Here is a 21,451-nt window from a genome sequence, read left to right on the forward strand (position 1 = left end):
GGGAGGCGGCCGAGTTGGTCAGGACGCAGGTGCGGGTACGGTATGCCGATACCGACGCCATGGGCGTCGTGTACCACGCGAACTATCTGGTCTGGTTTGAGGTGGGGCGGAACGAGCTGATGCGCGCCTGGGGGGCCCCCTACGCCGACTTCGAGCGGCGGGGGATCCTGGTACCGGTGACCGAGGCGCAGGTCCGGTGGGTCCACCCGGCCCGGTACGACGACCTCCTGGACGTGGAGACGCGCATCGAGCGGCTGACGCCCGCCCGGATCGTCTTCGCCTACCGCATATGCCGTGCGGCGGACGGCACACTCTGCTGCGAGGGCACCACCACCCACGGCTTCCTGGGCCCCGGCGGCCGACCCGGCGCCCTGCCCAAGCTGGCGCCGGATCTGTGGCGGCTGTTTCACGACCGGTTGCAGGGAGAAGGCTGATCAGCGGTACGTGCCCCGTTTTTCGGGCGGTACGTCCCCGTGCTTTGGGCAGCGCTGGCTCCCGTGTTCCGTGCGGTGTCTGCCGCCGTGCTTTGGGCAGTGCCTGGTCCCGCGTTCCGGGCGGTGTGTGCCCCCGTGCCTCGGGCGGTGCATGCTGCCGGGTTCCGGGCGGTGCGTCCCCGTGTTTCGGGCAGCGCCTGCCCGGTGCTTCGGGCGGCGTCAGCCCCATGTTTCGGGTAACGCCTGCCCCCGTGTTTCGGGCGGTGGGTGCCCTGTGTTCAGGGTGGTGCACGACTGCGCCTGCCCCCGTATTTGCCCGCGGCCGCGCCACGTCTAAAGGTTGTGGCGAGGTGTGACTGGCGTCACGCCGAGCGTGGCGGAATCCGGGTATGCTGTAGACAGTGAGTTGACGAATCGCCCGTATCGGGCCCCCGGGAGGAGAGCGAACAGAATGTCCATTACCCGTGAGCAGGTCCTGGAAGCGCTGAAGGTCGTCAACGACCCCGAGCTGCACAAGTCCATCGTCGAACTCGACATGGTGAAGGATATCGAGATTGATGGCGGCCATGTGACGGTGACCATCAATCTCACGGTGCCGGGCTGCCCGCTGAAGCACCGGTTCGAGCGGGACGTGGAGGCGGCCCTGAAGCAGGTGCCCGGCGTGGAGCAGGTGACCACCCGTTTCGGCGCCATGACCGAAGCCGAGCGGGCCGCCGTCGCCGCGAAGGTGCGGGGCAGCAGCGAGCCCCACGGCGAGGCGCGCCAGTCGACCATGGCCCTGGCGACCCGCACGACGATCATCGGCATCGCCTCGGGCAAGGGCGGCGTCGGCAAGTCCACCGCCACCGTCAACCTGGCGGTCGCGCTGAAGAAGCTGGGCTACAGCGTCGGCATCATCGACGCGGATATCTACGGCTTCTCGATTCCGCGCATGATGGGCAACATGTCCCGTCCCGAGGCGCTGGACGACCAGATGCTGCTGCCCGTCTGGGGGCACGACATCCCGTTCATCTCGGCCGGCAGCCTGGTGAACGAGGACCAGGCCATCATCTGGCGCGGACCCATGCTGGGCAAGATGGTCGAGCAGTTCCTGTTGAACGTCCAGTGGGGCAAGCTGGACTACCTGCTGATCGACCTGCCGCCCGGCACCGGCGACGTGGCGCTCTCGGTATCCCAGATGCTGCCGGGCACCGACCTCGTGCTGGTGACCACGCCGCAGGCCGCCGCTTCACAGGTGGCGTCCCGGGTCGGCTCCATGGCGACGCGCACCAACCAGCGCATCATAGGTGTTATCGAGAACATGGCGTACTTCATCTGCGACGAGTGCAGCAAGAAGCACTTCATCTTCGGCAAGGGCGGCGGCCAGGCGCTCGCCGCCAGCCTCGGCTGCGAGGTCCTGAGCCAGATCCCGCTCACGGCCGACGTGCGCCTGGGCTCCGATGTGGGCGATCCGATCGTCGCCGACAAGGAGGACCACCCGGCGGCGCAGGCGTACCTGGAGGCGGCCCGCAAGATCGCGGAGCTGGCGCCGCCCAAGGTGTGGACCGAAGAACTGCGGCTGGTGTAACGAGTACCGCGCGTGGAACGAGCTGCGGCCCTTGCGACGGGTATCGGTGCGTGTGAAGGGTTGCGGCCCGTGTAACGAGTTGCGGCTCGTGCAGCGAGTTGCAGCCCTTATGACGAGTTATGGCTCATGTAGCGAGTTGCGGCCCGGATTCGTGTGACGGGTTACGGCTCGTGCCGTATTGTGGCCCGAGCAGCGATCGACAGGGGGGCGGAATGCCCCCCTTGCTGCTTCCGGCGCCGAGGTGGACTGGGCGCTGCCCCACAGGCGCGGAGGAGCGTCTCCTTTTCGATATGCGCGGGCAGGAACGGTATACGGTGAGGCGAAGAGGGAACCATCCGACGATACCGGGGGGGTGAGTCCATGCGCTGTGAGATCCGGTACCAGCCCAGTTACTCGTTGGCGGTGGTGTATCTCGCACCGGGCGAGGAGGTGCAGGCTGAGGCAGGGGCCATGGTCGCCATGAGCAGTACCGTGGAGTTGGAGACCGAGATGAAAGGCGGCTTCTTCAGCGCCCTGGGCCGGTCGGTGCTGGGCGGCGAGTCGTTTTTCACCTCCCGGTATCAGGCGCGGGGCGGTCCCGGCGAGCTGGCCCTGGCGCCCGCGCTGCCGGGCGACATCGGCTACGTCGAGCTGAAGGGTGAGACCTTCTACCTGAAGTCCGGGGCTTACCTGGCCGCGGACGCCGACCTCACCATCGATTCCCGGTGGGGAGGGGCGCGCGGCTTCTTCGGCTCCGGCGGGCTCTTCCTGCTGCGCGTTCGGGGCACCGGGGGTCTGCTCTTCACCGCCTACGGCGCGCTGCACGAGAAGGAACTTGCCCCCGGCGAGCGGTACCGGGTGGACACGGGACACGTGGTCGGATTCAGCGATGGCCTGCGGTTCAGCGTGCAGAAGGCCGGCCGGGGCTGGTTCGCCACGGTCGCCAGTGGCGAGGGGCTCGTCTGTGAGTTCACGGGGCCGGGCCGGGTGTACCTGCAGACCCGCTCGGAGGAGGCCCTGGTCAACTGGATGGCTTCGCGCATGCCCAGCAAGAAGGACTGAACAACAGGACCCCGGCGCACTCAGGCGCCGGGGTCAAGTTGTGATCCCCAGCGCCTGCACACCGGCGCTGCGGATCGGCGTTTTTCCACGTGGGCAAATCCCGCAAGTCGAATGCTGGCGGTTCATCCAGTTGCCAGAGCGTCCGCAGTGCGCACGCCCCGCAACCGGACGCGCGGCGGGTCTGTCAGACCCACCGCGAAGCCGTCATACCCCGGCCTTACGCCTGGTTCTGCCTCCTCCAAGACATCCCCAACCCCAAGCCTGCGCTGGCGACCGCCGCGTTTTCACATTCGCCCTGGACACGAAGTCGAAAACCAGCGGTCGCCGCCGCCGGAGGGTGGGTCTGCCGTGGTCCCACGCCCCGCCGGAGGGTGGGTCTGCCGTGGTCCCACGCCCCGCCGGATGCCCGGACGCGTCGCAAGACCCACGCGAACACGTCGTTTCATCGGTGCCGGGCCTGTGCCCGGGTGCACCGCGGCCCCAGCGCCTCCGCACCCCAGAACCCCGAACCCCCGCACCCCCGCACCCCTGCCACGGCGACCGCCGCGTTTTCACATTCGCCCTGGTCACGAAGTCGAAAACCGGCGGTCCCCGCCGCCGGAGGGTGGGTCTGGCGTGCGCCCGTGCCCCGCCGGATGCCCGGACGCGTCGCAAGACCCCACGCGAACACGCCGTTTCACCGGTCCCGGGCCTGTGCCCGGGTGCACCGCGGCCCCAGCGCCTCCGCACCCCAGAATCCCGAACCCCCGCACCCCAGCACCCCCGCCGGCGACCGGCGCGTTTTCACTTTCGCCCCGGTCACGAAGTCGAAAACTGGCGGTCCCCGTCGCCGGAGGGTGGGTCTGGCGTGCGCGATGGTGACACGGCAGGTGGCCGGGCGAAAACGCCAGACCCCGGCGCCCTCAGGCGCCGGGGTCGGCCTTTCGCAGCGATTCGCGGCCCGGCATGCGCCAGACCATGAGGAAGGCGTCCACCTGATCCCAGAAGGCCTCGGTTCCCATCGCGGCCTCACGGGTGTCGTAGGTGTTGGGGCGGCCGATGCCGCCGCCGCCGATGTCGATGATCTGACCGTCCCGCAGGGCGAGCGTCAGATACTGCACGTGGCGCGGCGTCACCGCCAGGCCCGTGCGATCGGACAGCCAGCGGGCGATGGTCTCGTGCGTGGCCGCCAGCTCACGGCGGCCGGCGGCCTTCCGCTCCTGGATCAGGTCGATGAACGCGTGCAGCAGCCGGGCTTCCAGGTCGTCGCCCATGGGTCATGCCTCCCGTCTCACGAGTCGGCCTTCAGGGCCGGGAAGCTGACGATAAAGCGCGAACCCCGGCCCGGCTGGCTCTCCAGCCGCAGTTCCGCCCCGTGCTCCTCCACCATCGTCCGCACGATGGGCAGGCCCAGGCCGGTGCCGCCCACCTCGCGCACGTACGGGTGCTCCGCACGGTAGAACTTCTCGAAAATGCGCTTCTGGTCAGCCGGGGAGATGCCGATCCCCGTGTCCTTCACTTCCAGCTCCACCCGGTCGCCGACGGCGGACACCGAGATCGTGACGCCGCCCGTCTTGGTGTACTTGACCGCGTTGGAGACCAGGTTGGAGATGATCTGCGTCAGCCGGTCCGGATCGGCCTGGATCTGCGGCACGTCCTCCGGCACCTGGACCGTGAACGAAAGCCCCTTCTGTTCAGCCTGTACCCGGAAGGTCTCGGCGACCTGCGTCACCACGCTGGCGAGGGAGGTGGGCGAGAGCTGCAGGGGCATGCGGCCGGATTCGATGCGCTGGATGTCGAGCAGGTCGTTGATCAGGTTGGCCAGCCGGCTGGTGTTGCGGGAGACCACCTCCAGGAACTCCCGCTGCTGCTCCTGCAGCGGACCGGCCGTGCCCGCCAGCACCAGGCTCAGGTAACCCATGATGGAAGTGAGCGGCGTCCGGAGCTCGTGGGAGACCGTGTTCACGAACTCGGACTTCAGCCGGTCCAGTTCCGCCAGCTCCGTGACGTCCTGGAAGGTGAAGAGGCGGCCGACCCGGCTCTGCCCCTTGCCCACAGGCGCCGACGACCACTGCAGGGTGTAGCCGGTGGTGAGGCGCAGCTGCCCCTCCGCCTCGGCGAACGGGTCGTGGATGAGCTCGCGGACGGTCTGGGGGAACGGATCGCCCTCGGGCAGGACCGCTGCGATCTGCTTCAGCATCTCCTCCAGGGGTTCGTCGGGCACGGTCTTGCCGAAGAACTCCTGGAACATGGAGTTGGAGACCAGCAAGTTTCCGCCGGTGTCGCAGAGCCAGGCCCCTGCCGGCATGGTCGACACGATGGAGAGGTAGATGTCGAGCTGCGCCGAGGCCCGGTCGCGCTCCTCTTCCAGCTGGGCGTTGAGCATTTCGATCTGCGCCGCCTGGTCCTGCAGCGCGGCAAAGGCGCGCTTCACTTCCAGGTGGTTCTGGGCGGCGGCGAGCGCCACCGAGGCTTGTCCAGCCACGGCGTGCCACAGCGCCTGGGCCTCGCCGCCGGGTTCCGTGGGCTCCGCGAAGGCGATGACGACCACGCCGATCGCCCGGCCGGTGTGGACGAGCGGGACGTATACCTCCTGGGCCACCGGCACCTCCTGGAGCCAGACCTTGAAGCGGGTCTGCGTGTTGGGGTAGCGGGCCATCACGACCTCCTGCAGCTCGATGCAGCGGGCGATGGGGCCCGACCGGGGGATGAACTGCCCCTTCAGGTCGTGGGACAGCCAGCGCTCGGCGACCACCCGCAGACGGTCGGAATACTCATCGACCATGAGCAGCGCGCCGGCCACGCCCCCGTAAAGGTCCAGGTACTCGTCCAGGATCAGGTTGGAGAGCTGGTCCATCTCGATGGAGCCCACCATCTTGCTGGAGAGGCTGTGGAGCCGGCTCAGGTGGCGCTCCTTCCGCTCCAGTTCCTCGGCATGCCGCCGGACCGACTCCTGCTGGGCGAGCAACTCCTCGTTCTGGGCGATCAGCTGCTCCTGCTGCTGCTGCAGCTGCTTCTCCTGCTCGGCCAGGGTGACCGACATCTTCACGAAGGCGTTGGCCACCACCTGGAGTTCGCCGTCCAGCGGGGCTTCCAGCACGACCCCGCGCTCGCCCTGGGAGATCCGGTTCGCCGCGTCGGCCAGGGCGGCGGTGGATCGGGTGACGCCCCGGGCGAAGACGAGGAAGCCGCCCAGGGCCAGGACTGCCGCCAGCGAGATGGCCAGCCACGTGACGCGGACCACCTGGTCCGAGGCCGTGCTGGCTCTCCGCACGTCGGCCTCCATGCGGCTGTTCTCCTCGTCGATGATCGTGCGGCGCAGGTCGTTGATCTGCGTGGTGTAGTTGATGCCGTCGTTCATGAGGATGCTGCCCGCGCCGGGGGAGCCCTGCCTCATGCGTTCGATCTCCGGCTCCGCCACCTGGCTGCGCCAGGTCTCGATCAGCCCCCGGAGTTCATGGACCCGCCTGACCTGCTCGGGGTCGGCCGCGACGCTTGCCTCCAGGTCCGACAGCAGCTCGGTGAGCTCGTTCATCTTGGGCTCGAACGGCTCCAGCATGGTCTCGTCGCCCGTGAACACGTAGCCCCGCAGGGCGGACGTCACTTCGGCAAAGTGCGTGGCGACCTGTTCGGCCCGGCGCACGTTCTCCTGGGTGAGCCTGGCCCGCTCCTGGAAGGAGTTGAGCTGGGTGAAGGTAAAGGTCAGGATGACCCCCAGCCCGACCAGCAGGGAGAGCAGGAAGAGCAGCAGGCCGAAGACCCGCAGCCGAAGGCCGGTGTCCCAGCGGTAAGCCGGTTGGTTCATCCGACCGCCTCCTTGACCGTGCGGATCAGGTGATCCAGTTCGAAGGGCTTGACCAGATAGGCCGCGGCGCCGGCGGCGATGCCCGCCTGCACGTCCGCCTGCTGGGCGCGGGCGGTCATGAGCACGACGGGGATGCTGCTGGTGGCCGGGTCGCGCTTCAGGGCCGTGAGGCACTGCAGGCCGTCCATGCCGGGCATCATCCAGTCCAGCAGGATCAGGTCGGGAGCGGCCTCCCGGGCCCGGGCCAGGGCCTCGGTGCCGTCGTGGGCCAGGGTGACCTCGTAGCCGCTGTACTTGAGCTGAAAGGCGACCAGCCGTGCAATGTCAAGGTCGTCGTCCGCGACCAGAATATGTGCCATGGGTGTATCCCTCCATCTCCGGGGCGCGGCGGTCCCCGATCGGGTTCAGGGACTATGTCTTCAGTGTACCAGTATCCAGCGCCTTTGTGCGGATCAGTTTTGATCTACAGTCCAGACCCTATAGACCGTTTCTGCCCTGAACGTCGGGAACTGTAGCTATAAATGAGTCTTCCCCTCTGCGCGAAGCGGGCTGCAGGGGTAAACCCTGCAGCCCTGTTGCCACGTGGTGCCGAAGGCGGGACTCGAACCCGCACGGGGGGTTACCCCACTCGATTTTGAGTCGAGCGCGTCTGCCAGTTCCACCACTTCGGCCTGAGTGCTTCGATATGATAGCACATCAAGGGACCGGCTGGCAAGAAACGCGCCGCTGCCGAATCGTGCCACACCCCCGTGCGCGCAGGGAAACGGGGCGCTTCTACCGAAGTATCCTCGAAAACGCAGACCTGCACCCAGTCCTTCCGTCTTCTGACCTTTGCAGCGTGAACGCGATGCACGGTATAGTATAGGGTTGGAACTTCGTGCCCCATAAATGCGTCTGGAACATTGCCCCGCACAGGGGGAGGAGTGAAGTTGGTGTCCAAATCCCTCGACGAACTCCTGGTAGAAAGGGCGAAACGGGGGGACGTTGAGGCGTTCGAGCAGCTGATCAGCCACCATGAGAAGACGGTGTACAACATCGCCTACCGGCTGACCGGCAATCATGAGGACGCCTCCGACATCGCCCAGGAAGCCTTTATTCGTGCATACAGTTCGTTGGCCGACTTCAGGGGCGACTCCTCCTTTGCCACATGGCTGTACCGCATCGTCAACAACGCATGTCTTGACGAACTGCGCAGGCGCAAGCGGCAGAAGGTCACCTACCTGGATCAGGCCGTCGAGATGGACGACGGCGAGGTCTCCCGGCAGATCGCCGACACTGCCGACGGGCCGGAGCAGGCCCTGGAGCGGGTCGAGCTGCAGCGGGCGGTTCAGGAGAGCATCCTGGAGCTCGACGAGGAGTACCGGGTCGTGCTGGTCATGCGTGAGCTGCAGGGGTACTCATACAATGAAATCGCCGAGGCGCTGGACCTCAACCTGGGCACGGTGAAGTCGCGGCTCAGCCGGGCGCGGGGCGCCCTCAAAGAAAAGTTCATGAGCCTGGAACTTTTGTCGCCGAGAGTCGTCTACAGGGCTAGGAGGGGAAAAGCCCATGAACTGTGACGGAGTACGCCCGCTCCTGTCCGCGTACATCGATCAGGAGTTGTCCGGCGGAGAGTTGCTGCGTGTGGAGCGGCACCTCCGGCGGTGCCATTGGTGCGCGGCAGAAGTGGACGCCCTCCGGCAGACGGTTGCACTGGTCGCTTCCCTGGATGACGTAGAGGTTCCTTCCACGTTCCACGCGCAGCTTCACCAGCGCCTGGTGTCTGAGGATCCGCCCATCGCGAGCGCACGCAGGGCGGGGCGAGGCCGGTCGCGGCTTCCTTCTTTCAGGCGATGGGCGATTCCGGCGGCTGCAGCCGCAGCCTTCGTGATCGGCGTGGCCGGCCTGAACCGGGTTGGGCCGCCTGTCGCGCAGGTCGAGCCGCCACCTGGGGAGTCGGTCGCGGTCGCGCCCGAACCGCACGTGGGCACGGAAGAGGTGCCGGGCACACTGCCACCGCCCGCCACATCTGACACGGCAGAACCAGCGCATCATCCGGCGAACGGGCCTGAAGCGCAGCCGCCGTCTAACACCGGAGGAAGCGTTGACGAACCCAGCGATCCGCCCGCCGGCCAGCCGGGGACGGTCGCCGAAGAACCCACCGGTCCGGCCCTGCCTTCCGGTGAGGAAGATCCCGGAGCAGCGCCTGCGCCCCTGGGACCCACCAGTTCGGGCCGGGGCGTGAAGACCGCGTCGATGTCCGGCGAGACCGGGATGGACGCCGATCTGCCCCCGCAGCTGCAGCTTTCCGCCATGGCCGAAGTGACGGTGGCCGATCCCGCCGCTGAGGCCGAGCGGTTGAGGGCGCGGCTGGACGAGTGGCAGGTGCAGGAGAACGCGCGGGACGGCACGGTCGAACTGCAGATCTCCGTGCCCGCAGAGGCGTTCCGGGAGGCCGTGGCGCTGTTGGATGACGAGCTCTCTGCCTACGGCGCCGCGCTGGCGGTCCAGGAGAAGGACCTGGCCGGCCAGTTCGCCGAGACGGCGGACCGCATCGCGGCGCTGAAGGAACAGCGCGACGCCCTGGTGGCCAGCCTCGAGGGGGAGGTCACCCAGGAGCGCCTGGAGCAGCTCGACAAGGTCGAAGAGCAGCTGGCCACGGAGCAGGGCAACTTCAAGAACCTGCGTGAGGCCGTGGAGACCAGCGTCATTGTGCTGATGTTCCGGTCAGAGCCTGCGCGCTAGGAGAACCCGGGGGCTTCCGCCAGCGGTGCGGAAGCCCTTACGAGTTGTGAGCCGTAAGCTGCTCGAAGGGCCCGCACGGGCCCTTCTCTGTTTGTCCGTGCACCGGGCGGGGACGGGAAGGACTCCTGCGGCACGGCATTGAAATAAGTGCAGGCGCGCCCGGTGAAGCTACGAGGGTGCAGCAGAGAGGTGACCTGCATGCCGAAGCCTGAGAAACTGCTCCTGCTGGACGGGAACAGCCTGGCCAACCGGGCGTTCTATGCCCTGCGGCTCTTCTCCACCAGCGATGGTGTCTACACAAATGCCGTCTACGGCTTTCTGACCATGCTCTTCAAGCTCCTGGACGAGGAGCAGCCTGAATACGTCGCGGTCGCCTTCGACAAGGGGCGGCAGACCTTCCGCACCGCCATGTACGAGGACTACAAGGCCACCCGCAAGGCGCCGCCCGACGAGTTCCGGCCGCAGCTGGACCTGCTCAGGGAGGTGCTCACCGCCCTGAACATCCCCTGGTTCCGGGTGGACAACTACGAGGCTGACGACATCATGGGCACCCTGGCTCACCAGGCCGCCGAGCAGGGGTTGCACACCCTGATCGTCACCGGGGACCGGGACGCGCTCCAGCTGGTGAGCGACCGCGTCACGGTGGTGATGACCAAGAAGGGCATCACCGACACCGTGCGGTTCGACCCCGAGACGCTGAAGGCGGAGTACGGCCTCACGCCGTCACAGGTCATCGACCTGAAGGCCCTCATGGGCGACGCCTCCGACAACATCCCCGGTGTGCCGGGGGTCGGCGAGAAGACGGCCCTGAAGCTGCTGGCGCAGTACGGCACGGTGGACGGGGTGTACGCCCACCTGGACCAGATCAAGGGCGGGCTCCAGACCAGGCTGCGGGAGAACCGGGACAAGGCGGAGCTCTCCCGCACGCTGGCCACCATCGCCCTGGACGCGCCGGTCGCCTTTGACCGGGAGGCCCTCCGCCGGCGCGAGCCCAACTATCCCGAGGCCTACGCGCTCTTCCAGCGGCTGGAGTTCAAGTCGCTTCTGAACCGGGTGACGCCGCCCGAGGGCAGCGCGGAGGCGCAGGCCGTCGCCCAACTGGCCGGGGCCGGGGCGGTGGAGATCGTCACCGCGCAGGTGGTGGACCGGCCCGGCGCCATGTGCCTGTCCGGCGACGCGGCCATACTGGCCCGGATGACCACGGATCCGGGCAACCCCGGCCGCCCGCGGCCGGTGGGCGTGGCCGTGGGCAATCCGCCCGCGTGGCTGGAGGGCGAGGCCCTGGCCGATCCGGCACAGCTCTTCGCACCCGGCGCCCGGCTCGTCGGCCACGACCTGAAGCCCTTCTACAACTGGGTGTACGGACGGGGCGCCGAGCCGCCCGAGCCGGCCTTTGACACCGCGCTGGCGGCGTACCTGCTTGACCCCACCCGCACGACCTACGACCTGTCCGACCTCTGCCGGCAGTACGGCCTCGGCGAACTGCCCCCGGGCGACACTCCCGACCTGTGGGCGACCCGGGCGTCCGTTCTGCCCGAGCTGCGCCGGCGCATGGAGGCGGAGCTCACCGCGCAGGGCATGGACCGGCTCTACCGGGAGGTGGAGCTGCCGCTCATGCCCATCCTGGCGGAGATGGAGGCCGCCGGCGTCGGCGTCGACCCGGCCGCGCTGCACGAGATGTCGGCGGAGCTGGAGCGGCGCATCCTGCAGGTGAGCCAGGAGATCTACGAACTGGCCGGCATGCCGTTCAACATCAGCTCCCCGAAGCAGCTGGGCGAGGTGCTGTTCGGCAAGCTCGGCCTGCCCCACGGCAAGAAGACCAAGAGCGGCGGCTACTCCACCGACGCCGAGGTCCTCGAGGAGCTGGCGGTGGAACATCCCATCGCGGCCAGGGTCCTGGACTACCGCACGCTCACGAAGCTGAAGGGAACCTACGTGGACGCCCTGGGCCAGCTCATCGCCCGGGACGGCCGCATCCACACCACCTTCGCCCAGACCGTGGCCGAGACGGGCCGCCTCTCCAGCAAGGATCCCAACTTGCAGAACATCCCCATCCGCATCGAGGAGGGGCGGCGCATCCGCAAGGCCTTCGTCGCCCGCCCCGGCCACGTGCTGCTGTCGGCCGACTACTCGCAGATCGAGCTCAGGGTGGTCGCCCACTTCTCCGGCGACCCGGCCCTCCGGGAGGCCTTCCTGCACGACCAGGACATCCACACCCGCACGGCGGCCGAGGTCTTCGGCGTCCCCATGGACCAGGTCACCCCGGAAATGCGCCGGCAGGCCAAGGCCGTCAACTTCGGCCTGATCTACGGGCAGACGGACTACGGCCTGGCCCGGTCGGTGGGCATCTCCCGGGCGGAGGCCAGGGCGTTCATCGAGACCTATTTCACCAAGTTCGCGGGCGTCAGGCGCTACATGGAGGAGAAGAAGGCGGAGGCCCGGGAGAAGGGGTACGTGACCACGCTGGACGGCCGGCGGCGGCCCCTGCCCGAGATCACGCACCGGGTCTACACGATCCGGCAGAACGCCGAGCGCATGGCCATCAACACGCCGATCCAGGGCACCGCGGCGGACCTCATGAAGAGGGCCATGATCGCCGTGCGGCGGGCCATGCGCGCCGAGGGGCTTGCGGCGAAGATGATCCTGCAGGTGCACGACGAGCTGGTCTTCGAGTGTCCCGCCGGTGAGGTGGACCGGCTGGCCCGGCTGGTGCGGCGGGAGATGGAGGGGGCCATGAAGCTGGACGTTCCGCTGAAGGTCGAGGTCAAGGCCGGGCCGGACTGGTATTCGGTGGAGCCGTACGAGGGCGATCGGGATGCCTGAGCTGCCGGAGGTGGAGACGGTCCGGCGCACCTTGCACCCGCGCGTCGTCGGGCGGCGCATCCGAAAGGTGGAGATCCTCACCCCCCGCCAGATCTACCATCCCGACCCCCGGACCTTCGCAGCCGAGCTGCAGGGCGCTCTGTTCGAGGACATCGACCGGCGGGGCAAGTACCTGCTCTTTCACCTGGGGCCCCTCCTGCTGGTTGCCCACCTGCGCATGAGCGGCCACCTGTACGTGTGCGGGCCGGACCGGCCTCGGGAGAAGCACCTGCACGTGGTTTTCCACCTGGACGACGGCCAGGAACTGCGCTACGCGGACCAGCGGAAGTTCGGCGGTTTCCACCTGCTCGGCCCAGACCGGCAGGGCATACCGAAGGGGCTGGCGAACTTAGGCCCGGAGCCGCTTTCGGCGGCGTTCACGCCGGAGGTGCTGGCCGCGCTGCTGGCCGGGCGGCAGGCGTCGGTCAAGGCCGCGCTGCTCAACCAGGCCCTGGTGGCGGGGCTGGGCAACATCTACGCCGACGAGGCCCTGTTCTGCGCGCGGATCCACCCGGCGAGGCCGGCGGGGTCGCTTACCCCCGACGAGGTGGCGCGCCTGCACGGCTGCATCCGCCGCGTGCTCCTGCGGGCGGTGGAGCGGCGGGGCACCACGTTTTCGCTCTACCGCGACGGCGAGGGCAACGAGGGCGACATGTACGACGAGCTGCAGGTCTTCGACCGGACCGGCGAACCCTGCCCGGTCTGCGGCACGCCCATCCGGAAGGTGGCGGTGGCCCAGCGGGGGACCCACTTCTGCCCGCGCTGCCAGCCGGTTCCCGAGGGCGTCACGCTCACGTCCCGGCGCGCCCGGCCGGGCCGGCGGGGCACCAGCGTGCGGGTGGCCGCAGAGCCGCCGGGCCGGTACCGGTGAGGTCCTGCCCCCAAGTACGATTCGGAGGGTGAACCCTGTGCAGTATCTGGTGTTCGAGTTCCCCAGCGAAAAAGAGATGCGCGATACGGTGAAGAAGCTCTGGGACGGCTACAACGTGTCCGGCGAGATGTCGATCAAGCCGCTGGGCGGCGGCAAGTGGCGGGTGGAGATGTACACGGAGAAGGAGCTGCGGGAATCCACGCTCGAGAAGTTCGCCGACTACCGCATCGAGGGCGACTAGGATGCGCATCATCGGGCTGACGGGCTCCATCGCCAGCGGCAAGTCCACCGTGGCGACCATGCTCCGGGAGATGGGCGCGGTCGTGATCGACGCCGACGCCATCGTGCACGACCTGCAGCGCCCGGGGACCCCGGTGTTTGCGGCGATCGTCCGGGAGTTCGGCCCCGGGGTGCTGCGGGCGGACGGGTCGCTGGACCGGCAGGCGCTCGGGCGCATCGTCTTTGCCGATCCCGGCCGGCGCCGGTCCCTGGAGGCCATCGTGCATCCGGCCGTCCGCGCCGAGATCTGGCGGCAGATCGAGCATCACCGCCGGGCCGGCCGCACCGCGGTCGTCCTGGACATCCCGCTGCTTTACGAGAGCGGCTGGGACCGCATGGTGGACGAGATCTGGGTCGTCTACGTGGACGCGGAGACCCAGAAGGCGCGGCTGATGGCCCGCAGCGGCCTTTCGGCGGAGGAGGCGGAGGCCCGCATCGCCGCCCAGATGGACCTGGAGGAGAAGGCCCGGCGGGCCCACCGCGTCATCGACAACCGGGGCACGCTGGAGGCGACCCGGGCGCAGGTGGCCGCGGCCTGGCAGGCTGCCGCGTCGGGCCGGGAGTCAGGCTCGGGCGCCACCCGGGAAGCCGGCTCGGGCTCCACCCGGGAGGTCGGCTCGGGCGCCTCCCGGGAGGGCGGCTCGGGAGCCACCGGGGAGGGCGGTTCGGGTGCCACCCGGGAAGCCGGCTCGGGCGCCACCCCGGAGGGCGGCTCGGGTGCCACCCGGGAGGCCGGCTCGGGCAGCAACCCGGCTGCCGGCCGGGAGGCGGAAGGGCGGGCGGGGGGACCGTGAGGCCGGGGAGCCGTATCCGGCGGCGTCTGGCCGTCCTCCTGGCCCTGCCGCTGCTCGTGCTGGGCGTGCGGGCCGCGCTCACCCAGCGCTATCCGCTGGCCTACCGGCCGGCGATCGCCGACTGCGCAGAGGATCACGGCCTCGATCCGTACCTGGTCGCCGCCGTGATCCGGGCCGAGTCCCGCTTCCGGCCTGAAGCCACGTCTCCCCAGGGGGCCCGGGGGCTGATGCAGATCATGCCCGACACCGGGCGCTGGGTGGCCGAGCAGATGGGGCTGCCGTACGACGATGCCTACCTGTACGACCCCGCCTACAACATCCGCCTGGGCTGCTGGTATCTGTCCGCGCTGCTCGGGGAGTTTGCCGGCGATCCCGTCCTGGCGCTGGCGGCATACAACGGCGGGCTGACCAACGTGTATACATGGCTCAACAGCCAGCAGTGGACGGGCGAGCGGGACACACTCGCGCAGATTCCCTTTGCAGAGACCCGCCACTACGTGGCCAACGTGCTCCGGGATCAACGACGCTACCGCCTGCTCTACGGCACGTGGCAGCCGGCGGCGACGGGAGGGGATGAAGGTGCGCAACTTCGACGGCGATGAACTGGCCCGGCGCAGGGCGGAACGCCGCCGCGAGGCGGAGGACGACGACCTGCCCCGGTTCACCTGGACCGACACGCTGGCGATGATCATCGCCGCATACCAGGTGCTCATGCCCGTCGTCCTGGTCATGGCCGGTGTCCTGGTGGCCGTCTACTTCCTGTTCCGCCTGCTCTTCTTCTAGCTGCTTTCCATGCCCGTCCGGCCCTGGTCTCCTCTGAGGCCGGGGCCTTTGTGCATGCGCCCCGGGACCCCCAGTGCCTCCGGGGTCCAGCCCAAGGCGGAGATGCTGTGTGCCCTACGGTCACGACCCTAGTCTATGCACGGGGTGTCCGGCGCTCAGCGTATTGAACCTCTTCGGCAACCACACTAAACTCGAATTATGCGATATGACTGTCGTTTTGGGGGAGGATCTTGGGGTGAGTAAGCGGACCTGGGACTGGCGCCCGCTGCTGTTCATCGTGCTGGGCGTGGGCGCCGTGCTGGCTTCACACTTCTTCCTGCACACCTGCCAGGATCATGGACACATGGTGGAACTGGCCAACGGCGCCACGATGCCGATGCGGTGCCACTGGTCGGAGCGGGCGTTCCAGGGTGTGGGGGCCCTGGTGGCCTTTGCCGGCTTGGTCCTGTTCTTCTTCCCGGACGCGGCGCGCGGGCTGTCGCTGGCCGTGGCCGGCGCCGGGCTGCTGATGATCATCATCCCGATGTGGCTCGTGCCCACCTGCGCCATGCCCGGGATGATCTGCAACCTCAGCTTTAAGCCCGGGGCCTATCTGACGGGCGGCATTACGGTACTCTCCGGACTGGTGGGGACCCTGCGTCTGCGCAGGCTGGATGTGGCGGAGGGGGAGCGGAGTGCGGTTTAACGAGACACCGGGAATCTTCCGGCTGGCGGCCCGAAACCTGCTGCGCAATCCGGGCCGCACGCTGGTGGTGCTGCTGGCGGTCATGGTGGTGGCGGGCACCGCGTTCGCCGGCGGCCTGATCGGCCGAGGGGTGTCTTACGCCGTCAGCCGCGGGCTGGAGCGGCTCGGGGCGGATTTGATGGTCGTGCCCGAGGGCGCGGCGGAGCAGACCCACACCGCCCTGGTGATGGGGCTGCCCGCGGCCTTCTATATGGAAGGGGCCAGCCGTCTGCAGGCCATTCGGGCGATGGAGGGCGTGGAGGCAGCGTCGCCCCAGATCTTCGTGGAGACCCTGGCCTCCTCGGCCTGCTGCACCGGGCATCTCATGCTGGTGGGATACGACCCGGACACTGACTTCACGGTGAAGCCCTGGCTGCGCCGGAACCTGGACCGGGAGCTTGCGCCGGACGAGGTGCTGGTGGGCAACCACATCCTCGGGCTGACCGGCGATCCCCTGCTCTTCTACGGCTCCACGTTCCGCCTGGCGGCCCGCCTCGATCCCACCGGCATGGGGATGGACGAGACGGTCTTCCTCCCCGCGCCCGCCGTGTGGGAGATCGCAAAGCGCTCGCACGAGCTGGCTACCGAGCCGCTGGAGATTCCCGAGGGCCACATCTCGGCCATCCTGGTCAAGGTGAGGGAGGGGGTCGACGCGGCCCAGGTCGCCGCGGAGATCGAGCGCACCCTGGACGGGGTGACGGTGATCACCGCCGGCGAGATCGCCCGGTCGGTGGCTGACGATCTGACGCTGCTCATGGCCAGCCTCCTTCCCGTGACGGTCTCGCTGCTGCTGGTGGCGCTCCTGCTCTTCGTCATCCTGTTCTTCGCGATCGCCAGAGAGCGGATGCGGGAGATCGGCCTGCTGCGGGCCATGGGCGCGACCGCCGGACAGGCGACCGGCGCCCTGGTGCTGGAGGCCGGCCTGCTCAGCGGGCTCGGCGGCCTGGCGGGGGTGCTGGGCGGATCCGCGGTTTACGGCCTCTTCAAGGAGGCCATCATGGTCTCGTACACGCTGCCGTTCCTCTACCCGCCGGCGGGCGAGCAGGGGATGCTGGCGGCCGCGGTGGTGCTCGTGGCTGCGGCAGGCGGCGCCCTGGCGGCGGCCGGACCGGCCCGGCGGCTGGCCCGGCTGGAGCCCCACGAGGCCATCCACGCGCGCTAGAGGAGGAAGGTGCCACGTGATTCAGCTCTACGAAGTCGCCAAGACCTATCGAACCCGAAGTCAGCGTGTGGTGGCCGTCGCCCCGCTGAGCGGCCGCATCGCCCGCGGGGAGTTCGTGATCGTGACGGGCCGCTCCGGGGCGGGGAAGTCGACGCTGCTTGCGCTGATGGGCGGGCTGACCCGGCCAGACGAGGGCCGGGTCACCGTAATGGGCCAGGATCTCTGGGCGCTCTCCGATGCCGAGCGCGCCCGCTTCCGCGCCCGCCACATCGGCTTTGTGTTCCAGTTCGCCAGCCTGATTCCCACGCTCACCGTGCTGGAAAACGTGCTGGTGCCCGCCTCGTTCCTGCCGCCCGGGGAAGGCGGCGACCGGAAGCGGGCGCTGGAATTGCTGGAGCGGGTGGGACTTCCCGACTGCGCCGACAGGCTGCCGTGGCAGCTCTCGGGCGGGCAGCAGAAGCGGGTGGCCGTCGCCCGGGCCCTGCTGAACCGGCCGGAACTGATCCTGGCCGATGAACCCACCGCGGACCTGGACGAGGAGACGGAGCGCGCGATCGTCGACCTTTTCCTGGAGGAGAACCGCGCCGGAACCACCGTCGTCATGGTCACGCACAGCACGGAGTTGGTCCCGCTCGCCAGCCGCCACCTGATTCTGAGCGCGGGGCAGGTCCACCTTGCGTCGTGAAGGTCGCCCGCCCGGGCTTCGGGACCTGATCTGGGCCGGGCTGCGCCGCTCGCCGTGGCAGTCCGCCGCCGGCCTGCTGGCGGGCCTCCTGGCTGCGCTGGCGCTGGTGGGCGGGCTCAGCCTGTTCCAGGGGATGGCCCGCATGCTGGATCGGGGCCTGGAACATCTGGGCGCGGACATGGTGCTGGCCCTGCCCGAGCACCGGCGGCTGGTCGAGCAGTGGCTGGCGACGGGCGCGACCGATCCCATTCCGGCGACGATCGACGTGGCCCGGTGGGAGCAGGGGATCGCCGAGGCGCAGATCTACGGGCTGGTGGGCGTGGAGGCGGTGGATCTCTCGGCCGGCGGCGCCGGCGTGCCGGCCGGTGCGCGCGCGTCCCTCCTGGTCCTGCGGCTGGAGTTCTGGGAATCGGCGATGATGGCCCGCGCGGCGCTCCTGGAGACGCTGCCGGAGGCTGAATCGATCGTGGGGGAACAGGCCACGCGCCGCGTGCTGACGGACCTGCAGCCGCTGGTGCGCCACCTGGGGCGGGCGGCGGCGGTGGCGGCGCTGGGAGCGGCTCTGGTGGCGGGGCTGCTGGCCTCTATCCGGGTCGGGCAGCGCCGGGCTGAGTTGGGCATGCTGCGCGCGATGGGCGCCACCCGGGGCTACCTGGTGGCCCTCACCTTGGGGGAGACGGCTGTCCTGGCCCTGGCGGGATCGGTGGCAGGGGGCCTGCTTTCCGCCGGCGCCCTGTGGCTGATCCCGACCACGGGGGAGGCGCTCAGGCACCTGGGACTGATGCCCCTGCTGGCGCTGGTGGGCCTGGCCTCGGCCGCGGTCACCGCGGCGTCGGTCGCGGCGTCGCTGCCGCCGGCCCTGCAGTCGGCCTGGCTCGATCCGCTGGAGGCGGTCAGGCGCCATCGCTGAGTCAGTCTCGGGGGTATATCGGCAAATCCCGCGGCACAACTGCCGCGGGTTCTTGCTTGTCCGCGCCCGCATCGTCCGGCCCGGCATCAGACCGCGGCCTGGCCCTTGGTGGCCGCTTTCCGGTACCACTCTGCCCGCTGTTCGAGGAACCGGATCACGTGCCACCGGCTCTCCCGGAACCCGTTGAACCGGAGACGGTGACCGAGCGCCCGCAGGATCCCTTCACAGCCCAGGTCTTTGGGCCAAAGAGCGACCAGTTCGATGCCCATCTCCTGGCACCGCCCTCGCTTGATGAGGTCCCGTCTGCGCTGTGCATGGAACTCCTCGACGCTGGGGTAGCGTTCCGTGGGTCCGGCGTGCTGGGGTCCGTGAAACTCCACGGCGAGCTTGTGCGCGGAGACGTACACGTCGACCTGCAGCCGTCCACCGGTGTCGATGTTGTCGAGGCCGGTGATCTCCACGTTTTCGAGAATCTCCAGCCCCGGGAACATCTCCCGGAGCAGCCGCGCGAGGATGTACTGTCCCTGCGAGTACCCGGGAGTACTCCGGGCAGCCTGCAGGCCGCGCTCCAGTTCCCGCAGTTCCTGAGCGCGCTGGAGGGCATGCGGATTGGCTCCGCGGAAGGTGTAGATCACGCGCCGAGCCTTGCGGCGGGGCCCGCCGCACAGCCACCGGTGAGCGATCAACTCCCTGACGTGCTTGCCCAGGGTATCCTGGCTGTATCCCGTGGCCTTCCTCAGTTCCCGGTACTCAAACCTGCCGCCCATCCGGAAGATCAGGCCCCAGGTCCAGCAGGCGCCGCGCGGGAGGTTGTGGTCGAACAGGATGTCCGAAGGCAGGACGAGGCGGGGCCCGCTCTCTTCCCCGATCACCTGGCAGCGGACGACCCGAAGTCGCACCCGCTCGTAGATGAGCCAGCCCTTCTGGGACAGCACGCCGAGGTACTTGTGCAGGCTCGGAAGACTGATGCCCGCGTGCTGGCGCAGCTCCTTCAGCGTGAACTCGGTCCGGAGGTGCGACAGTGCGGAAATGTAGCACCAGACGAGCTTCGCGCCTTCGGGCACCGTGCGATCGGCCCACAGACGGTCCGGAACGGCGATCAGCCTCAAACGCATGCCATTCACCATGAGGGAATTTTCGCCAAGTCTGGTGCAGATTCCTTCTAGATACCGATCTGTTGTTCTGTTGCTTCGATGGTGTGTTCGATCAAGTTCGGGCCACGCGCAGATGCACGAGGCTGTCGCCGTGTCTGCACGCCCGCGACCGGCTGAGTTTGACAATGCTGCCCGGCGCTAACTCGAAAACTGGAGGACGCTTCCCGGGCGGCGGGTCGTCGACTTCAGCTGCGGCTGCGTGTAGTGGCTGCCCCGGGGTGGCCGGCGCACAGTGACGCTGACACCTGCTCCGGTGTGCCGCCACAGCGTCGCCGGAGTTGCTGCCGTGCGCCGGTACAGCGTTGCCGAAGCTGCTCGGGTACGCCGCCACAGCGTCGCCGGAGTTGCTGCCGTGCGCCGGTATAGCGGTGCCGAAGCTGCTCGGGTGCGCCGCCACAGCGTCGCCGGAGGTGCTGCGGTGCGCCGGTACAGCGTTGCGGAAGCTGCTCGACTACGCCGCCACAGCGTCGTCGGAGTTGCTGCGGTGCGCCGGTACAGCGTTGCGGAAGCTGCTCGACTACGCCGCCACAGCGTCGTCGGAGTTGCTGCGGTGCGCCGGTACAGCGTCGCCGAAAGCTGCTCGGGGCGCCGCCGTTGCGTGACAGGGCGGCCCGGCACAGCCTAAGCCCGTACCCCGTACCTTCCCGGCCACCGGTGGACCCGGCTGACGCCGCCGACGGGCCATCTTTGCCGGTGCGACCGCTCGGTTTTCACTTCCCCGTCCAGCGTAAACGCGAAAACCGGCGGAGGCGACCCAGGCCGCGCCGTCGGCACGAGGATTTCGGGCCGCCCTGAGGATTGCAGGTGGCTCGGAACCACCGCATGCGCCTGTGCCAGGGGGTGCCGCCATCGGCGGAGGCCGCGAGCGCCGTTGCGGCCGCTGAAATTCCACATCTCCGTGCAGCGCAAACGCGAAAACCGGCGGAGGCGACCCGCGTCGCGCCGTCGGCACGAGGATTTCGGGCCGCCCTGAGGATTTCAGGTGGCCCCGAGCCACGGCATGCGCCTGTGCCAGGGGGTGCCGCCATCGGTGGAGGCCGCAGGCGCCGTTGCGGCCGCTGAAATTCCACATCTCCGTGCAGCGCAAACGCGAAAACCGGCGGAGGCGACCCGCGTCGCGCCGTCGGCACGAGGATTTCGGGCCGCCCTGAGGAGTTCAGGTGGCCTCGAGCCACGGCATGCGCCTGTGCCAGGAGGTGCCGCCGTCGGTGGAGGCCGCAAGCGCCGTTGCGGCCGCTGAAATTCCACATCTCCGTGCAGCGCAAACGCGAAAACCGGCGGAGGCGACCCGGGCCGCGCCGTCGGCACGAGGATTTCGGGCCGCCCTGAGGAGTTCAGGTGGCCTCGAGCCACGGCATGCGCCTGTGCCAGGGGGTGCCGCCGTCGGTGGAGGCCGCAAGCGCCGTTGCGGCCGCTGAAATTCCACATCTCCGTGCAGCGCAAACGCGAAAACCGGCGGAGGCGACCCGGGCCGCGCCGTCGGCACGAGGATTTCGGGCCGCCCTGAACCACCCGATGCGCCTGCGCCGGGGGTGCGGTCGTCGGCTGAGGCCGCGAGCGCCGTTGCGGCCGCTGAAATTCCACATCTCCGTGCAGCGCAAACGCGAAAACCGGCGGAGGCGATCCAGGCCGCGCCGTCGGCACGAGGATTTCGGGCCGCCCTGAGGATTGCAGGTG

19 protein-coding genes, 1 tRNA gene and 1 pseudogene are annotated in these 21,451 nt (G+C 69.0%); 16 read left to right on the forward strand and 5 right to left on the reverse strand.

The features are described from left to right. Positions 1–14 precede the first annotated feature (14 nt). From ACZ5UM_RS09255 to ACZ5UM_RS09265, 3 genes are all read left to right on the forward strand, one after another. On the forward strand, positions 15–434 hold the full coding sequence (locus ACZ5UM_RS09255) for an acyl-CoA thioesterase (protein ID WP_464843686.1): 420 nt from the start codon (positions 15–17) through the stop codon (positions 432–434). A gap of 451 nt (positions 435–885) precedes the next feature. Further along, positions 886–2,001, forward strand: coding sequence for an Mrp/NBP35 family ATP-binding protein (locus tag ACZ5UM_RS09260; protein ID WP_464843687.1), 1,116 nt, complete (start codon positions 886–888; stop codon positions 1,999–2,001). Between the two features lie 360 nt (positions 2,002–2,361). Further along, entirely contained in the window at positions 2,362–3,042 is a 681-nt protein-coding gene (locus tag ACZ5UM_RS09265) for a TIGR00266 family protein (protein ID WP_464843688.1), read from the forward strand. A 902-nt stretch (positions 3,043–3,944) separates the two neighbouring features. On the opposite strand, the gene ACZ5UM_RS09270 is transcribed toward ACZ5UM_RS09265, so the two are convergent. The 4 genes from ACZ5UM_RS09270 to ACZ5UM_RS09285 all read right to left on the reverse strand — a co-directional run bounded on the left by ACZ5UM_RS09270 (position 3,945) and on the right by ACZ5UM_RS09285 (position 7,497). Next, entirely contained in the window at positions 3,945–4,295 is a 351-nt protein-coding gene (locus ACZ5UM_RS09270; protein WP_464843689.1) for a hypothetical protein, read from the reverse strand. A 17-nt stretch (positions 4,296–4,312) separates the two neighbouring features. Next, complete coding sequence (locus ACZ5UM_RS09275; RefSeq protein ID WP_464843690.1) at positions 4,313–6,826, reverse strand: ATP-binding protein; 2,514 nt, start codon at positions 6,824–6,826, stop codon at positions 4,313–4,315. Continuing rightward, on the reverse strand, positions 6,823–7,185 hold the full coding sequence (locus ACZ5UM_RS09280; protein ID WP_464843691.1) for a response regulator: 363 nt from the start codon (positions 7,183–7,185) through the stop codon (positions 6,823–6,825). The genes ACZ5UM_RS09275 and ACZ5UM_RS09280 overlap by 4 nt, the downstream gene beginning before the upstream one ends. Positions 7,186–7,409: 224 nt before the next feature. Next, positions 7,410–7,497, reverse strand: a tRNA-Leu gene (locus ACZ5UM_RS09285). 261 nt (positions 7,498–7,758) lie between these two features. Between ACZ5UM_RS09285 and ACZ5UM_RS09290 the strand changes: the two genes are divergently transcribed. The 13 genes and pseudogenes from ACZ5UM_RS09290 (at position 7,759) to ACZ5UM_RS09350 (ending at position 18,620) form a co-directional block, all read left to right on the forward strand. Then, entirely contained in the window at positions 7,759–8,385 is a 627-nt protein-coding gene (locus tag ACZ5UM_RS09290) for an RNA polymerase sigma factor (RefSeq protein WP_464843692.1), read from the forward strand. Beyond that, positions 8,375–8,437 (forward strand): annotated as a pseudogene (locus ACZ5UM_RS09295) (zf-HC2 domain-containing protein); the annotation flags it as partial. The gene ACZ5UM_RS09290 and the pseudogene ACZ5UM_RS09295, both read left to right, overlap by 11 nt. Positions 8,438–9,061: 624 nt before the next feature. Further along, positions 9,062–9,550, forward strand: a complete 489-nt coding sequence (locus ACZ5UM_RS09300) for a DUF4349 domain-containing protein (RefSeq protein ID WP_464848415.1) — start codon at positions 9,062–9,064, stop codon at positions 9,548–9,550. Positions 9,551–9,748: 198 nt separating this feature from the next. Continuing rightward, positions 9,749–12,373: a DNA polymerase I gene (polA, locus tag ACZ5UM_RS09305; protein WP_464843693.1), complete on the forward strand. Its 2,625-nt coding sequence runs from the start codon at positions 9,749–9,751 to the stop codon at positions 12,371–12,373. Beyond that, complete coding sequence (mutM, locus tag ACZ5UM_RS09310; protein WP_464843694.1) at positions 12,366–13,283, forward strand: bifunctional DNA-formamidopyrimidine glycosylase/DNA-(apurinic or apyrimidinic site) lyase; 918 nt, start codon at positions 12,366–12,368, stop codon at positions 13,281–13,283. Before polA ends, mutM begins: the two co-directional genes overlap by 8 nt. A gap of 37 nt (positions 13,284–13,320) precedes the next feature. Further along, positions 13,321–13,524 (forward strand): hypothetical protein, encoded by a 204-nt coding sequence (locus ACZ5UM_RS09315; RefSeq protein ID WP_464843695.1) that lies wholly within the window; start codon positions 13,321–13,323, stop codon positions 13,522–13,524. Between the two features lies 1 nt (position 13,525). Continuing rightward, positions 13,526–14,356 (forward strand): dephospho-CoA kinase, encoded by an 831-nt coding sequence (gene coaE / locus ACZ5UM_RS09320; protein ID WP_464843696.1) that lies wholly within the window; start codon positions 13,526–13,528, stop codon positions 14,354–14,356. After that, positions 14,353–14,958: a lytic transglycosylase domain-containing protein gene (locus tag ACZ5UM_RS09325; protein ID WP_464843697.1), complete on the forward strand. Its 606-nt coding sequence runs from the start codon at positions 14,353–14,355 to the stop codon at positions 14,956–14,958. The genes coaE and ACZ5UM_RS09325 overlap by 4 nt, the downstream gene beginning before the upstream one ends. Further along, positions 14,936–15,139, forward strand: a complete 204-nt coding sequence (locus ACZ5UM_RS09330; RefSeq protein ID WP_464843698.1) for a hypothetical protein — start codon at positions 14,936–14,938, stop codon at positions 15,137–15,139. Before ACZ5UM_RS09325 ends, ACZ5UM_RS09330 begins: the two co-directional genes overlap by 23 nt. Positions 15,140–15,374: 235 nt before the next feature. Continuing rightward, entirely contained in the window at positions 15,375–15,824 is a 450-nt protein-coding gene (locus ACZ5UM_RS09335; protein WP_464843699.1) for a DUF4418 family protein, read from the forward strand. Further along, positions 15,814–17,025, forward strand: coding sequence for an ABC transporter permease (locus ACZ5UM_RS09340; RefSeq protein ID WP_464843701.1), 1,212 nt, complete (start codon positions 15,814–15,816; stop codon positions 17,023–17,025). Before ACZ5UM_RS09335 ends, ACZ5UM_RS09340 begins: the two co-directional genes overlap by 11 nt. Before the next feature lie 16 nt (positions 17,026–17,041). Then, complete coding sequence (locus ACZ5UM_RS09345) at positions 17,042–17,710, forward strand: ABC transporter ATP-binding protein (RefSeq protein ID WP_464843702.1); 669 nt, start codon at positions 17,042–17,044, stop codon at positions 17,708–17,710. After that, positions 17,700–18,620, forward strand: a complete 921-nt coding sequence (locus ACZ5UM_RS09350) for an FtsX-like permease family protein (RefSeq protein ID WP_464843703.1) — start codon at positions 17,700–17,702, stop codon at positions 18,618–18,620. The genes ACZ5UM_RS09345 and ACZ5UM_RS09350 overlap by 11 nt, the downstream gene beginning before the upstream one ends. Before the next feature lie 86 nt (positions 18,621–18,706). On the opposite strand, the gene ACZ5UM_RS09355 is transcribed toward ACZ5UM_RS09350, so the two are convergent. Continuing rightward, positions 18,707–19,735, reverse strand: a complete 1,029-nt coding sequence (locus ACZ5UM_RS09355) for a hypothetical protein (protein ID WP_464843704.1) — start codon at positions 19,733–19,735, stop codon at positions 18,707–18,709. Between the last annotated feature and the right edge of the window lie 1,716 nt (positions 19,736–21,451).

The sequence above is a fragment of the Symbiobacterium ostreiconchae genome (assembly GCF_055396975.1).